Here is a 14,458-nt window from a genome sequence, read left to right as displayed (position 1 = left end):
GCTGGCCCGGGTGCGGCGCATGGAGCCGGTGACGGAGCGCCAGGAGTACGCGCTCGGCACGGTCTGTGCGGCGGTCCCCATCACGGTCGGCACCACCGCGGCCACCATGGCCATCTCCCTCCCGGCCCATCAGGCCGACCGGCTGCTGCCCGCGGCGCAGCGGCTCCAGACGGAGATCGGCCGGCATCTGGGATCTCTGACCCTCTCTATCAGTATCTGAAAACTTACTCCTTGTGATCCACTGTGTACTTTCAGCAAGATTTACCACGGTCAGAGGGATCAAACCCGGCCAGTCGATGTCATATGACGGGGTAGGCGATGCGCGAGTCCGTACAGGCAGAGGTCATGATGAGCTTTCTCGTCTCGGAGGAGCTCTCCTTCCGCATTCCGGTGGAGTTGCGCTACGAGACCGGCGATCCCTACGCCGTGCGGCTCACCTTCCATCTGCCCGGCGATGCCCCGGTGACCTGGGTCTTCGGGCGGGAACTGCTGATCGACGGCGTCGGACGGCCGTGCGGGGAAGGGGATGTGCGGATCTCCCCCGTCGAGGCCGATGTGCTGGGCGAGGTGCTGATCAGGCTTCAGGTCGGCGGCGACCAGGCGCTGTTCCGCTCGTCGGCGGCGCCGCTCGTGGCCTTCCTCGATCGCACGGACAAGCTGGTGCCGCTCGGGCAGGAGGGCGCGCTCGCCGACTTCGATGCCCATCTGGACGAAGCGCTGGACCGGATCCTCGCCGAGGAGCAGAGCGCGGGCTGAGACGCCGAGGGACGGGGCAGGGACGCTCTGCGCGGTGCCACGGGGCCATGCAGTAACGCTTCTTCAGAAGGTCCCGTACGGGGCCTCGTACGGGCTTCCACGCAGGTATCTCTACACAGGTCTCCGCGCGGGCTTCCGCGCGGGGTGGCGGGCGGGTCCGGTCTCCTGCCGGACGGCCCGCCCCGCCCCGCCTCAGCGCTTCCGGCGCCGCCCCCGGCCACCACGGGCCGGCAGGGACTGGGTGCCGGTGGGGGTCTCCGTACCCGGGGCGCTCCGGTCGGCCGCCACCACCAGGGCGGCGAGCGCGGTGGTGACCGGCACCGAGGCGACCAGCCCGATGGAACCCACCAGGGTGCGCACGATCTCCTCGGCCACCAGCTCGCTGTTGGCCACCGCCCCCACGCTGCTCTGCGCGATGGAGAACAGCAGCAGCAGCGGCAGCGCGGCACCGGCGTAGGCGAGCACAAGGGTGTTGACCACGGATGCGATGTGGTCGCGGCCGATCCGGATGGCCGCCCGGTACAGACCGCGCGGGCCCATCGTGGGGTTGGCCTCGTGCAGCTCCCACACGGCGGAGGTCTGGGTGACCGTCACATCGTCCAGGACGCCGAGCGAGCCGATGATGACGCCGGCCAGCAGCAGACCGCTCATGTCGATCTTCGGGTACAGACCGTGGATCAGACCGGTGCTGTCGTCGGTGTTGCCGGTGAGGGCTGCCCAGCCGATGAACACGGAGCCGAGCAGGCCGATCAGGGACAGCGAGATCAGCGTGCCGAGCACCGCCACCGACGTACGGGCCGACAGGCCGTGGCACATGTACAGGGCGATCAGCATGATGGCGCTCGACCCGATCACCGCCACCAGCAGGGGATTGGAGCCCTGGAGGATCGCGGGCAGGATGAACTGGTTCAGCACCAGGAAGCTCACCGCCAGCGCCACCAGGGCCATGACCCCGCGCAGCCGGCCCACCACCACGACGGCGAGTGCGAAGATGCCCGCGAGCAGCGCCATCGGGAACTTGCGGTTCACATCGGCGACCGAGTACTGGAGATCCTTCGGAGCGGTCGGCTCGTAGGCGGCGATGACCTGCTCGCCCTGGTGCAGCTGCCGGGGCTGGTCGGGCTGCACGATCTCGGTGAACGTACGGCCCTTGTCCTTGCCGGTGTCGACCCGGACCGTCGCCTTCTTGCAGGTGCCGCCGGACTGCTGACCCGTCGAGGGGCCGCCGGAGGCATCACCGCTCGGTGCCCCGCCGCCGGCGTTCACCGAGGCGCAGCTCACCTCGGCCACCCGGGTCACGGTGGCCTGTTGGGTCTGCCGGTCGAAGCCGACACCGCTGTGCTTGTGCGCGGGGGCGCCACCGGGCCAGAGCACCACCAGACCGACCACGACCGCCGCGGTGAACGGGACGAGGATCGCCGCGATCACCTTGCGCAGATGCCGGGAGACGGGCGCGGCGGGGCCATGGCCGTGGCTGTGCCCATGCCCGTGCCCGGAGCCGTGTCCGTGGCTTGTGTCATGGCTGTGCCCGCGCCCGTGGTCGTGACCCTGAGCCGGGGCTGAGGCCGGGCTCAGGGCTTGGCCATGGTCGTGGCGGTGGCCCTGGCTCGGGGGTGCCGAGCCGTCGGGCCGGCGCGGGCCGGGCGGCTGGTACGGGTGCTGGTCCATCCGGGTCATCGCCAGATCATCGCAAGAACCGGGGAGGGCCCACTGTTCATCGCGTCACGGATGACGCTAGCGTGGAGACACCTTTGCACACGCGGGAGCTCGGAGCACCGGGCTGAGAGGGCGCTGACCTCCGTAGAAGCGATGTTTCACGTGGAACATGCGATGTTCCCCGGGAGACCTCGGACGACGGAAGCCGCTGCGTCGACCGCCGAACCTGTTACCGGGTAATGCCGGCGTAGGGAGTAGGTCTCATGACCAACAAGGACGCACGCACGCCTGCCTCCGTCCAGGACGACATGTCCTCGGAGGCCGGGAAGTCCATCGGCTGGCACAAGGCGTATGTCGAGGGCTCGCGCCCCGACCTGCGGGTGCCGGTCCGTCAGGTGCACCTCACCAACGGGCAGTCGGTCACGCTGTACGACACGTCGGGCCCGTACACCGATCAGCTCGTCGACACCGACGTCCGCCGGGGACTGGCGCCGCTGCGGGAGAACTGGATCATCGCCCGCGGTGACACCGAGGAGTACGCGGGCCGTCCCGTCCGTCCCGAGGACGACGGCATCAAGCACACCTCGCCGCGCGGCGGGCTGCGCAACCTGGACGCGGTCTTCCCGGGCCGTCCGCGCCAGCCGCGCCGGGGCCGGGGCGGGCAGGCGGTGACACAGCTCGCGTATGCGCGCCGGGGCGAGATCACGCCCGAGATGGAGTTCGTGGCCCTCCGGGAGAACGTCTCCCCCGAGGTGGTCCGCGAGGAGATCGCGGCGGGCCGGGCGGTGCTGCCGGCCAACGTCAACCACCCGGAGATCGAGCCGATGATCATCGGCAAGCGGTTCCTGGTGAAGGTGAACGCCAATATCGGCAACTCCGCGGTGACGTCGTCCATCGAGGAGGAGGTCGAGAAGATGACCTGGGCGACCCGCTGGGGCGCCGACACGGTCATGGACCTCTCCACCGGCCGCAACATCCACACCACCCGCGAGTGGGTGCTGCGCAACTCCCCCGTCCCGATCGGCACGGTGCCGCTGTACCAGGCGCTGGAGAAGGTCGACGGCAGGGCGGAGGAGCTGACCTGGGAGATCTACAAGGACACCGTCATCGAGCAGGCCGAACAGGGCGTGGACTACATGACCGTCCACGCGGGCGTACGGCTGCCGTTCGTACCGCTCACGGCCAACCGCAAGACCGGCATCGTCTCGCGGGGCGGCTCCATCATGGCCGCGTGGTGCCTGGCGCACCACAAGGACTCGTTCCTGTACGAGAACTTCGAGGAGCTGTGCGAGATCCTCGCCGCCTACGACGTCACGTACTCGCTGGGCGACGGGCTGCGGCCCGGGTCCATCGCGGACGCCAATGACGAGGCCCAGTTCGCTGAGCTGCGCACCCTCGGGGAACTCGGCCGGATCGCCCGGCGGTTGAACGTACAGACGATGATCGAGGGCCCCGGGCATGTCCCGATGCACAAGATCAAGGAGAACATCGATCTCCAGCAGGAGATCTGCGACGAGGCCCCGTTCTATACGCTCGGCCCGCTGACCACGGACATCGCACCGGCGTACGACCACATCACCTCCGGTATCGGCGCCGCGATGATCGCCTGGTGGGGCACGGCGATGCTCTGCTACGTCACGCCGAAGGAACACCTGGGCCTGCCCAACCGGGACGACGTCAAGACCGGCGTCATCACCTACAAGATCGCCGCCCATGCGGCCGACCTCGCCAAGGGGCACCCGGGCGCGCAGGACTGGGACGACGCCCTCTCGGACGCGCGCTTCGAGTTCCGCTGGGAGGACCAGTTCAATCTGGCCCTCGACCCGGACACGGCCCGCGACTTCCATGACGAGACCCTTCCGGCCGAGCCCGCCAAGACGGCGCACTTCTGCTCCATGTGCGGCCCGAAGTTCTGCAGCATGAAGATCTCGCAGGACATCCGCCGCGAACACGGCGGCGGCCGGACCGAGATCGAGGAGGGCATGGCCCAGAAGTCGAAGGAGTTCGCCGAGGCCGGGAACCGGGTGTACCTGCCGATCGCGGACTGACGAGGACGCCGAGCGCCGCTCCGGCCGGGTCACCGGCTTCGGAGCGGCGCCTTGTCGGGCCGAAGGCCCCCGCCCGGTGGGGTCAGTCCGGCTGGTGTTCCGGGTCGGCGTGTTCCGAGCCGGTGTGGTCGGGATGGTCGGCGAGGGCTTCCTGGAGGAAGGGGAGGATGCCGCGTTCCAGAAGGGCGGTCTCCCAGGCGGCTCTGGCTCTGGCGACCTCCTCGGTGGCGGCGTCGCGGGCCCTGGATTCGGGGGAGGAGCCGTTGCGCAGGGCGGTCAGGAGCAGTCCGGCGGCGGCGACGAGAAGCGCGGCCACGGTCAGCGCCCCGAACATCCAGCCGGCGGTGAGCATGGTGCCGGCGAAGGACTGTCCGGGGTCCAGGGTTCTCAGGATGTAGCCGATGAGCAGGAATATCACCGCCGCGGTCGCGGACAGCAGCGGCGCCAGGACGGCGACGACCGCGACCGCGCCCGCGCCGTGCGCGGCGGCGAGATCCGTCGCGGCCGGATCCGGCTCGGCGGGGGCGGCGTCGGCCGCGCCCGGGGCCTGCTCCGGGTGGCGCAGTTCGTCGCGGATCCGTACATAGCGCTGGTACTCGGCGGCCGCGGCCGCCGTGATGAGGGCGGACGCGGCGATGGCCATGGTGCGCAGTTGCGCGGGGTTGAGCCGCTGTCCCACGGCGGCCAGTTCCGGTCGGTGTGGTGCGGAGCGCAGAACCTCGTCGAGGAGCCGCTCGAACTCCCGGCGGTCCTCGCTCCGCAGGTGCTGCGGAAGGCTGTTCATGTGCATCCCCCGATGCTCCGTAGGGCTTGGGGCTCGCGCAGCGGCGAGCCGTCGGGCAGAAACGGAGGGGAGCCTGCTACGGATAAGCCGATGGTAGAGCCGTGACGGCGCGTGGTGACAGGGGAATGCCGGAAATTGCGTCCCGGCCTGCGCGTACTCCGGTATGGCGGGGGCCGCCCGGGGAACGGTCAGTGTTCCAGCGGGAGTTGCCTCACCAGCAGCTTTCCGGCCATGGTCACTCCGCCGTCCATGGCGATGGCGAGCCCCTCGGCATAGACATGCGGTCCCTCGACCACCGGATCGTTGCTCTCCTCGCCGTCCTCGGAGCCCACTTCGCCCAGCAGATAGGGGATGGGGCTGTGGCCGTGCACGATCCGGGTGCCGCCGTAGGTGTCCAGCAGGGAGCGCACGGCGTCGGCGCCGCCCTCGTCGCGGAAGGAGAAGCGCTTGGTGAGCTTGCGGAACAGGTCCCAGCACTCGTCCGCGTCATTGCGGGTGAGCCGCTCGCGGACGGTGTCGTTGACGGCCTCGATGGAGTCGCCGTAGTCGAGGTAGGCGGTGGTGTCGGAGTGCACCAGCAGATAGCCGTCGACCTCTTCGAGCGCGTCGAGGCGGGCCATCCACTGGAGATGGTGGTCCTGGAGACGGTCCATGTCGGTCTTCTGGCCGCCGTTGAGCAGCCAGGCCGCCTGGAACGTGGCGGTGCCCGCACCGGAGTTGACGGGCGTGTCGCCGAACCGCTTGGCGCCGAGCAGCAGCAGCTCGTGGTTGCCCATGAGGGCCTTGCAGTAGCCGCCGGCCGCGGCCGCCTCGGCGGACAGCCGCATCACCAGGTCGATGACGCCGATGCCGTCCGGTCCACGGTCGGTGAAGTCGCCGAGGAACCACAGCCGGGTGGTGCCGGCGCACCACTGGCCCGCGTCGTCGATCAGCCCCTGCTCTCGCAGGGCGGCCATCAGCTCGTCGAGATAGCCGTGCACATCGCCGACGACGAAGAGCGGGCCGGGACCTGCCGCGGGCTGCGCGGCCGGGGCGGCGGGCGCCGGGTCGACGGGCACCTGGAGCGTGTCGCCGCGGTTGATGACCGGCAGATCGCGCTGGGTGGGCGTGTACGCCTCGGGGTACGACTCCTCGGCGGGCGGCGCGCTCTCGCCCTGCTGGGTGTGGGGGACGTACGGACCGGACTCGTGGACGTACGCGGGCACCCGGAAGTCGCGCAGCGTCGCCGTCCGCTCCACCTCGGGTCCCTGACCGGCCCCCTGAGTCATCAGACCCCTCCACCATCGCGCCGCATCTGCACCGCTTCGGACTGCCTGGTCGCAGCGGTCCGCGGTGTCGTGGGCCCATCATAGGAATGCGCGTCGCGCCATGTGATGACCCAGGGGTGGTGAATCGGAACAAGACTCCGCTTCGCCGCGGCTTTCGCCCCGTTTGGGCAGGTGTTCTCCGGCGGTCGGAGGACCGCCGACCCGGTGCGGCCGGCGCGGCCACGCGGTTTGACGGCATCCGGGCCGCCGCCGAACGCCGTCCGCGCCGTCCCCGAACGGCTTCCGCACCACCGCCGCGGCCCGTCCTACGTGTCGTCCGGGGACCGCGGCGGGCTGACCGTCGTGCGCGGAGGCCGCCGCTGGGAGGAGGTGCGCACGATCAGCTCCGTCGGTATGACCTGCTCGACCGGTTGCTCGGACTCCACGCCCTCGATCGCGTCGATGAGCAGCTGGACGACGGCCGTGCCGATACGGCGCGGCTTGAGCGAGAGCGTGGTGACGGGCGGCTCGGTGCTGGCGTACACGGTGGACTCGCTGCAACACACCAGCAGCAGATCGTCCGGGACGCGCAGCCCGTAGCGGCGGGCGGCGGCGAGCAGATCGGTGCCGTTGGGGTCGAACAGCCCGTAGACCGCGTCGGGCCGGTCGGGCCGGGCGAGCAGCCGGTCGGCGGCGACGGCGCCCGCGCACGGGTCGTGCGCCGGATAGGACTCGTAGACCGGGTCCTGGCCGACCCGCTCGCACCAGTGCAGATAGGCCGTGGTCGACAGATGGGTGTACGTGTCGGTCGAGGTGCCGGTGAGCAGCCCGATACGGCGGGCGCCGGCGGCGGCGAGATGGTCGAGGATGCCGAGGACGGCGGCCTCGTGGTCGTTGTCCACCCAGGCGGTGACCGGGAGCGCGCCCGCCGGACGGCCGTCGGAGACGACGGGCAGGCCCTGGCGGACGAGTTCGCTGACCACCGGGTCCTGGTCGGAGGGGTCGATGACGACGGTGCCGTCGAGGGCGACGTTGGACCACACGTCGTGGCGGGAGGTCGCGGGCAGGATGACCAGGGCGTAGCCCCGGGCCAGCGCCGCTGAGGTGGCGGCCCGCGCCATCTCGGCGAAGTACGCGAACTCCGTGAAGGTGAAAGGTTCATCCCCGTACGTGGTCACGGTCAGGCCGATCAGACCCGACTTGCCGGTACGGAGGGTGCGGGCGGCGGCCGAGGGGCGGTACCCCAGCCGGTCGGCGACCTCGCGGACATGGCGACGGGTGGCGTCCGGGAGCCGGCCCTTGCCGTTGAGGGCGTCGGAGACGGTCGTGATGGAGACGCCGGCGGCGGCGGCCACGTCCCTGATGCCCGCCCGGCCCGGCCGACTGCCTCGACGTGAGGTTTCCGCGCGGCTCACCTGGTGCTTCCCTGCTGCTGTCATGGCGAGCCGATAGTAGGGCTCAGGCGGTGGGGTAGTGCGGACGCATATGCACTCGTTGACAGGCACGTTTCTGCATGGTGATGCTGCGTTAACTACCTGCGAATCTAAGGCAGTTGGGCGCTTTCTTGGCAAGACATAGCGCGACGGCGCGCATGAGCCTGCCAATGGTCCGATGTTTCGAAGAGGTCTCAACTCACCTGCACGGGTGATGCGCGCTACGGCGCAAGCCACCGGCGCATAGATATATGTACGGCGCGCCCCCCGAAAGATCCGCCTTCATGGGTCGATGCCCGGTGATGCCCCTGTTGCGGCCGTGAGCGCAGGAGCTTTGCCCACGGCCAGTACTCAGGGCAGCCGAATCCTCATATGGTGAGCAGTATTGGAAGCCGGCGGCGTCGACGGTCCGCCGGTGGTCGCGAGGAGGACTGCGGTGAGCGAGACGAGCCCCAAGCTGCGCGCCGAGCTGGAGGGTATCCCCACCTACAAGCCGGGCAAGCCGGCCGCGTCCGACGGACCGGTCGCCTACAAGCTGTCCTCGAACGAGAACCCGTACCCGCCGCTGCCCGGCGTGCTGGAGCGTGTGACCGCGGCCGCGGCCTCCTTCAACCGCTACCCCGACATGGCGTGCGCCGCCCTGACGGAGGAGCTGGCGGAGCGCTTCGGGGTGCCTGCCTCCCACGTGGCCACCGGCACGGGCTCGGTGGGCGTCGCCCAGCAGCTGATCCAGGCGACCAGCGGTCCCGGCGACGAGGTGATCTACGCCTGGCGCTCCTTCGAGGCGTACCCGATCATCACGCAGATCAACGGGGCCCGGTCGGTACAGGTGCCGCTCACGCCCGGCGATGTGCACGACCTGGACGCGATGGCGGAGGCGATCACCGACCGGACGCGGCTGATCTTCGTCTGCAACCCGAACAACCCGACCGGCACGGTGGTACGGCGGGCCGAGCTGGAGCGCTTCCTGGACCGGGTGCCGAAGGACGTCCTGGTGGTGCTGGACGAGGCGTACCGGGAGTTCATCCGCGACCCCGAGGTGCCCGACGGCGTCGAGCTGTACCGGGAGCGGCCCAATGTCTGCGTCCTGCGGACCTTCTCCAAGGCGTACGGCCTCGCCGGGCTGCGCGTCGGTTTCGCGATCGCCCATGAGCCGGTGGCCGCCGCGCTGCGCAAGACGGCGGTGCCGTTCGGCGTGAGCCAGCTGGCGCAGGAGGCGGCGATCGCCTCGCTGCGGGCCGAGGACGAGCTGCTGGGCCGGGTCGGCTCGCTGGTCTGCGAGCGCACCCGGGTGGTCGACGCGCTGCGCGCGCAGGGCTGGACGGTGCCGGAGACGCAGGCCAACTTCGTGTGGATGCGGCTCGGGGAGCGTACGACGGCGTTCGCGCAGGCCTGCGAGGAGCACGGTGTCGTGGTCCGGCCGTTCGCGGGCGAGGGTGCCCGGGTCACGATCGGGGAGGCCGAGGCGAACGACATCTTCCTGAAGGTCTCGGAGGCCTTCCACAAGGAGCTGTGAACAAGGAGCTGTGATCCAGCTCACTCGGCGGCTGTCGTCCGGTTCACGGAGCAGCTGTAATCCGGCTCACGCCGGAGGAGATCGCGGGCGCCCGGCTCTGCCGGGCGCCCGTTTCACGTGAAACGGGGCATTGGCGGCAACTCCCAGGTCGGCGACGGGAGTTACCCATCTTCCGGGGTCCCATGCCCGCCCTACGGCCGCCTTTGGCGGGACGTCGGGGGGACCGCCGGGAACTTGACTCCGAGGCAAGGGGACGACCCCGGACTTCCTGGCTGAAAATCGGTGCGCCATAATGGCTTGTGAATGTGAACGCGTTCACAAGCGCGTCCCGTTTGCCCCGTATGTAGGTGACAGCCGGGGCGAATCGCCGCAGTACCACGGCGTAGTAAGGAGAGTGACGACGTGGACCTGGCATTGGCGCCGGAGACACTGGCGCGCTGGCAGTTCGGCATCACGACCGTCTACCACTTCCTGTTCGTCCCGCTGACGATCTCCCTGGCCGCCCTCACGGCCGGGTTGCAGACGGCCTGGGTGCGCACGGAGAAGGAGAAGTACCTCAGAGCGACGAAGTTCTGGGGCAAGCTCTTCCTGATCAACATCGCGATGGGTGTGGTCACCGGCATCGTGCAGGAGTTCCAGTTCGGCATGAACTGGTCCGCCTACTCGCGCTTCGTCGGCGACATCTTCGGCGCCCCGCTCGCCTTCGAGGCGCTGATCGCGTTCTTCTTCGAGTCCACGTTCATCGGGCTGTGGATCTTCGGCTGGGACAAGCTGCCGAAGAAGATCCACCTGGCCTGTATCTGGATGGTCTCGATCGGCACGATCCTGTCGGCGTACTTCATCCTCGCGGCCAACTCCTGGATGCAGCACCCGGTCGGCTACAAGATCGACAAGGCCAGGGGGCGGGCCGAGCTCACCGACTTCCTGGCGGTGCTCACCCAGAACACCGCGCTGAGCCAGGCCTTCCACACGCTGGCCGCCGCGTTCCTTACCGGTGGTGCCTTCATGGTCGGCATCTCCGCCTACCACCTGGCCCGCAAGAAGCACATCCGCGAGATGAAGACCTCGCTGCGGCTCGGTCTGATCACCGTGGTCATCGCCGGCATGCTCACCGCGGTCAGCGGCGACACCCTCGGCAAGGTCATGTTCAAGCAGCAGCCGATGAAGATGGCCGCCGCCGAGGCGCTGTGGGACGGCCAGAAGCCGGCGCCGTTCTCGATCTTCGCCTACGGCGATGTGGAGAAGGGCCACAACACGGTCGCGATCGAGATACCCGGCCTGCTCTCCTTCCTCGCCGACGACAACTTCACGTCGGAGGTCCCCGGGATCAATGACGTCAACAAGGCCGAGCAGCAGCAGTTCGGGCCCGGCGACTACCGGCCCAACATCCCCGTGGCCTTCTGGGGCTTCCGCTGGATGATCGGCTTCGGCATGGCGTCCTTCGCCATCGGGCTGGCCGGACTCTGGCTGACCCGCAAGAAGTTCATGCTGCCGGAGCATCTGCGGGTCGGTGAGGACGAGGTGCCGCATCTGGTGCTCTTCCGCAAGAAGGCACTCGGTCCCGGGCTGACGCCCTGGTACTGGCGCATCGCGACCTGGACCATGGCCTTCCCGCTGATCGCCAACTCCTGGGGCTGGATCTTCACCGAGATGGGCCGTCAGCCGTGGGTCGTCTACGGCGTGCTCCAGACCCGGGACGCGGTCTCCCCCGGCGTCTCCCAGGGCGAGGTCCTCACCTCGATGATCGTCTTCACCTCGCTGTACGCGGTCCTCGCGGTGATCGAGGTCAAGCTGCTCGCGAAGTACATCAAGGCCGGGCCGCCCGAGCTGACCGAGGACGACCTCAACCCGCCCACGAAGATCGGCGGCGACACCAGTGACGCCGACCGGCCGATGGCCTTCTCGTACTAGGCCGAGGGAACAGTCATGGAACTTCACGACGTCTGGTTCGTCCTGATCGCCGTCCTGTGGACCGGCTACTTCTTCCTGGAGGGCTTCGACTTCGGGGTCGGCATCCTCACCAAGCTGCTGGCCCGGGACCGGGCCGAGCGGCGGGTGCTCATCAACACCATCGGACCCGTCTGGGACGGCAACGAGGTGTGGCTGCTCACGGCGGGCGGCGCGACCTTCGCCGCCTTCCCCGACTGGTACGCCACCCTCTTCTCCGGGTTCTATCTGCCCCTGCTGGCCATCTTGGTCTGCCTGATCGTGCGCGGCGTGGCCTTCGAGTACCGGGCGAAGCGGCCCGAGGAGAACTGGCAGCGCAACTGGGAGACGGCGATCTTCTGGACCTCCCTGCTCCCGGCGTTCCTGTGGGGCGTGGCCTTCGGGAACATCGTGCGGGGCGTCAAGATCGACCAGCACTTCGAGTACGTCGGCAGCTTCTGGGACCTGCTCAACCCCTACGCCCTGCTCGGCGGACTGGTGACGCTCACGCTGTTCACCTTCCACGGGGCGGTGTTCACGGCGCTCAAGACCGTCGGTGACATCCGGGGGCGGGCGCGGCAGCTGGCCCTGTGGGCCGGTCTCGTGGCCGCCGTATTGGCGGTGGGCTTCCTGCTGTGGACGCAGGCCGACAGCGGCGACGGCAAGAGCCTCATCGCCCTGGTCGTGGCGGTCCTCGCCCTGGTGGGCGCGCTGGCGGCCAATCAACTCGGGCGCGAGGGATGGGCGTTCAGCCTGTCCGGCCTCACCATCGTGGCGGCCGTGGCGATGCTCTTCCTGTCGCTCTTCCCGAATGTCATGCCGTCCACCCTCAACGGCGCGTGGAGCCTGACGGTCAGCAACGCCTCGTCCAGCCCGTACACCTTGAAGATCATGACCTGGCTCGCGGTGATCGCCACTCCGCTGGTGGTGCTCTACCAGGGTTGGACCTACTGGGTGTTCCGCAAGCGGATCGGCACGCAGCACATCGCCGAAGCCGCACACTGAGTCCGTCGAGGGTGTGTTTCACGTGAAACACACCCTCTGGACCGAAGGGTCTGTTTCACGTGAAACCAGTCGATCCTCGTCTGCTGCGGTACGCCCGAGCCACCCGCTTCTTCCTGGTGGCGGTCGTCGCCCTGGGCGCCGTCGGCGCCGGGCTGGTCATCGCCCAGGCGATGCTCCTGGCCGAGGTGGTCGTCGGTGCCTTCCAGCACGGGCGTTCCCCGGCCGAACTGACCACTCCCCTGCTGCTTCTGGTGGCGGTGTCCGTGGGGCGGGCCCTGGTCGCCTGGTTCACCGAACGTGCTGCCCACCGGGCGAGCGCTGCGGTGAAGTCCGAGCTGCGGGGGCGGCTGCTGGAGCGGGCGGCGGAGCTCGGTCCCGAGTGGCTCGGCGGGCAGCGCACCGGCTCGCTGGTCAACCTGGCCACGCGCGGGGTCGATGCCCTCGACGACTACTTCTCGCGCTATCTGCCGCAGTTGGGGCTCGCGGTGGTGGTGCCGGTGGCGGTGCTGGCGCGGATCGTCACCGAGGACTGGGTGTCGGCGGCGATCATCGTCGGCACCCTGCCGCTCATTCCGCTGTTCATGATGCTGATCGGCTGGGCCACGCAGGCGCGCACGGACCGGCAGTGGCGGCTGCTGTCCCGGCTGTCCGGTCACTTCCTGGACGTGGTCGCGGGGCTGCCCACGCTGAAGGTGTTCGGCCGGGCCAAGGCACAGGCCGAGTCCATCCGGCGGATCACCGGTGAGTACCGCCAGGCGACCATGCGCACCCTGCGCATCGCCTTCATCTCCTCCTTCGCGCTGGAGCTGCTCGCCACGCTGTCGGTGGCGCTGGTGGCCGTGACGATCGGCATGCGGCTGGTCCACGGCGACATGGATCTGTACATCGGGCTGGTGATCCTGGTGCTGGCGCCGGAGGCGTATCTGCCGCTGCGTCAGGTGGGGGCGCAGTACCACGCGGCGGCGGAGGGACTGGCCGCCGCGGAGGAGATCTTCGAGGTGCTGGAGACACCGGTGCCGGTGCCCGGGACCGCTACGGTGCCGTCGGGCGCGGTGGCCTTCGAGTCGGTCACGGTGCGGTATCCCGGGCGGTGCGTGGACGCGGTGAGCGAGGTGTCGTTCACCGTCGAGCCCGGGGAGACCGTGGCGCTGGTCGGGCCGAGCGGGGTGGGCAAGTCCACGCTGCTGAACGTACTGCTGGGGTTCGTACGGCCCGCCGCGGGTCGGGTGCGGGTCGGCGGGGTCGACCTCGCCGAACTGGATCTGGCGCAGTGGCGGTCGCGCATCGCCTGGGTGCCGCAGCGGCCGCATCTGTACGCCGGGACGATCGCGGAGAACGTACGGCTGGCGCGGCCCTCGGCGGACGAGGAGGCGGTGCGGCGGGCGTTGCGGGACGCGGGGGCGTGGGAGTTCGTGGCCGCGTTGCCGGAGGGGGCCGGCACGGTGCTCGGGGAGGACGGGGCGGGGCTCTCGGCGGGGCAGCGGCAGCGGTTGGCATTGGCGCGGGCGTTTCTGTCGGATCGTCCGGTACTGGTGCTGGACGAGCCGACGGCGGCGTTGGACGGGGTGACCGAGGCGGAGGTCGTCTCGGCGGTACGGCGGCTCGCGGTGGGCCGCACGGTGCTGGTGGTCGTGCATCGGCCCGCGCTGCTGGAGGTGGCCGACAGGGTCGTACGGCTGGAGCCCGCCGAGCCGGAGCCTGCGGGTGCGGGTGGGGACACCGGGCGTACCAAGGGGCTCCGCCCCCTGGACCCCCGGCCTCACCCACCCGCCAGCCGAGACTCGGCACTGGAAGGCGAGCCGACAGCAGGACAGTCGGCCCTGGCCGAACAGCCCGAGACGTTGGACGCCACGCTTCCCGCTCCGTCGCCGACGCTCATTCCGCCCGACACGTCGGACCACCCCCGCGGCGCCCTCGGTTGGGTTCGTGGGCTGGCCGGGGCCCGGCGGGGGCGGTTGGGGCTGGCGTTGGTGCTGGGGAGTCTCGCGCTCGGGAGCGCCGTGGGGTTGATGGCGACCTCGGGATGGCTGATCTCACGGGCGTCGCAGCAGCCGCCGGTGCTGTATCTGATGGTGGCCGTGACGGCG

10 protein-coding genes and 1 pseudogene are annotated in these 14,458 nt (G+C 69.8%); 7 read left to right on the top strand and 4 right to left on the bottom strand.

Going from position 1 to position 14,458, the window contains the following annotated elements; genetic code table 11:
- Positions 1-220, top strand: a pseudogene (locus tag CCN72_RS15230) (transcriptional regulator); the annotation flags it as partial.
- A gap of 98 nt (positions 221-318) precedes the next feature.
- Complete coding sequence (locus tag CCN72_RS15225) at positions 319-756, top strand: SsgA family sporulation/cell division regulator (RefSeq protein ID WP_037650496.1); 438 nt, start codon at positions 319-321, stop codon at positions 754-756.
- Positions 757-948: 192 nt separating this feature from the next.
- Here the strand turns inward: CCN72_RS15225 and CCN72_RS15220 are convergent, their stop codons facing one another.
- Positions 949-2,433 (bottom strand): YibE/F family protein, encoded by a 1,485-nt coding sequence (locus tag CCN72_RS15220; protein ID WP_202443104.1) that lies wholly within the window; start codon positions 2,431-2,433, stop codon positions 949-951.
- A gap of 242 nt (positions 2,434-2,675) precedes the next feature.
- On the opposite strand from CCN72_RS15220, the gene thiC reads away from it, so the two are divergent.
- On the top strand, positions 2,676-4,460 hold the full coding sequence (thiC, locus tag CCN72_RS15215) for a phosphomethylpyrimidine synthase ThiC (RefSeq protein WP_086807985.1): 1,785 nt from the start codon (positions 2,676-2,678) through the stop codon (positions 4,458-4,460).
- Positions 4,461-4,542: 82 nt separating this feature from the next.
- On the opposite strand, the gene CCN72_RS15210 is transcribed toward thiC, so the two are convergent.
- From CCN72_RS15210 to CCN72_RS15200, 3 genes are all read right to left on the bottom strand, one after another.
- Positions 4,543-5,250 (bottom strand): hypothetical protein, encoded by a 708-nt coding sequence (locus tag CCN72_RS15210; protein ID WP_086807984.1) that lies wholly within the window; start codon positions 5,248-5,250, stop codon positions 4,543-4,545.
- A 182-nt stretch (positions 5,251-5,432) separates the two neighbouring features.
- Positions 5,433-6,512 (bottom strand): metallophosphoesterase, encoded by a 1,080-nt coding sequence (locus CCN72_RS15205; protein ID WP_085565588.1) that lies wholly within the window; start codon positions 6,510-6,512, stop codon positions 5,433-5,435.
- A gap of 305 nt (positions 6,513-6,817) precedes the next feature.
- Positions 6,818-7,930 (bottom strand): LacI family DNA-binding transcriptional regulator, encoded by a 1,113-nt coding sequence (locus CCN72_RS15200; protein WP_078967094.1) that lies wholly within the window; start codon positions 7,928-7,930, stop codon positions 6,818-6,820.
- 430 nt (positions 7,931-8,360) lie between these two features.
- Between CCN72_RS15200 and hisC the strand changes: the two genes are divergently transcribed.
- From hisC to cydD, 4 genes are all read left to right on the top strand, one after another.
- On the top strand, positions 8,361-9,440 hold the full coding sequence (gene hisC, locus CCN72_RS15195; protein WP_086807983.1) for a histidinol-phosphate transaminase: 1,080 nt from the start codon (positions 8,361-8,363) through the stop codon (positions 9,438-9,440).
- 402 nt (positions 9,441-9,842) lie between these two features.
- Positions 9,843-11,351: a cytochrome ubiquinol oxidase subunit I gene (locus CCN72_RS15190; RefSeq protein WP_085565586.1), complete on the top strand. Its 1,509-nt coding sequence runs from the start codon at positions 9,843-9,845 to the stop codon at positions 11,349-11,351.
- Positions 11,352-11,366: 15 nt separating this feature from the next.
- Complete coding sequence (cydB, locus tag CCN72_RS15185) at positions 11,367-12,371, top strand: cytochrome d ubiquinol oxidase subunit II (RefSeq protein ID WP_086807982.1); 1,005 nt, start codon at positions 11,367-11,369, stop codon at positions 12,369-12,371.
- A gap of 59 nt (positions 12,372-12,430) precedes the next feature.
- Positions 12,431-14,458 (top strand): thiol reductant ABC exporter subunit CydD (gene cydD, locus CCN72_RS15180; RefSeq protein ID WP_086807981.1); only part of this gene is annotated, 2,028 nt, incomplete at its 3' end.

This window comes from Streptomyces murinus, assembly GCF_002154555.1.
Lineage (GTDB): Bacteria > Actinomycetota > Actinomycetes > Streptomycetales > Streptomycetaceae > Streptomyces > Streptomyces murinus.
Note: the sequence above shows the minus strand (reverse complement) of the source record. Positions and strands in the feature narration are given on the sequence as shown.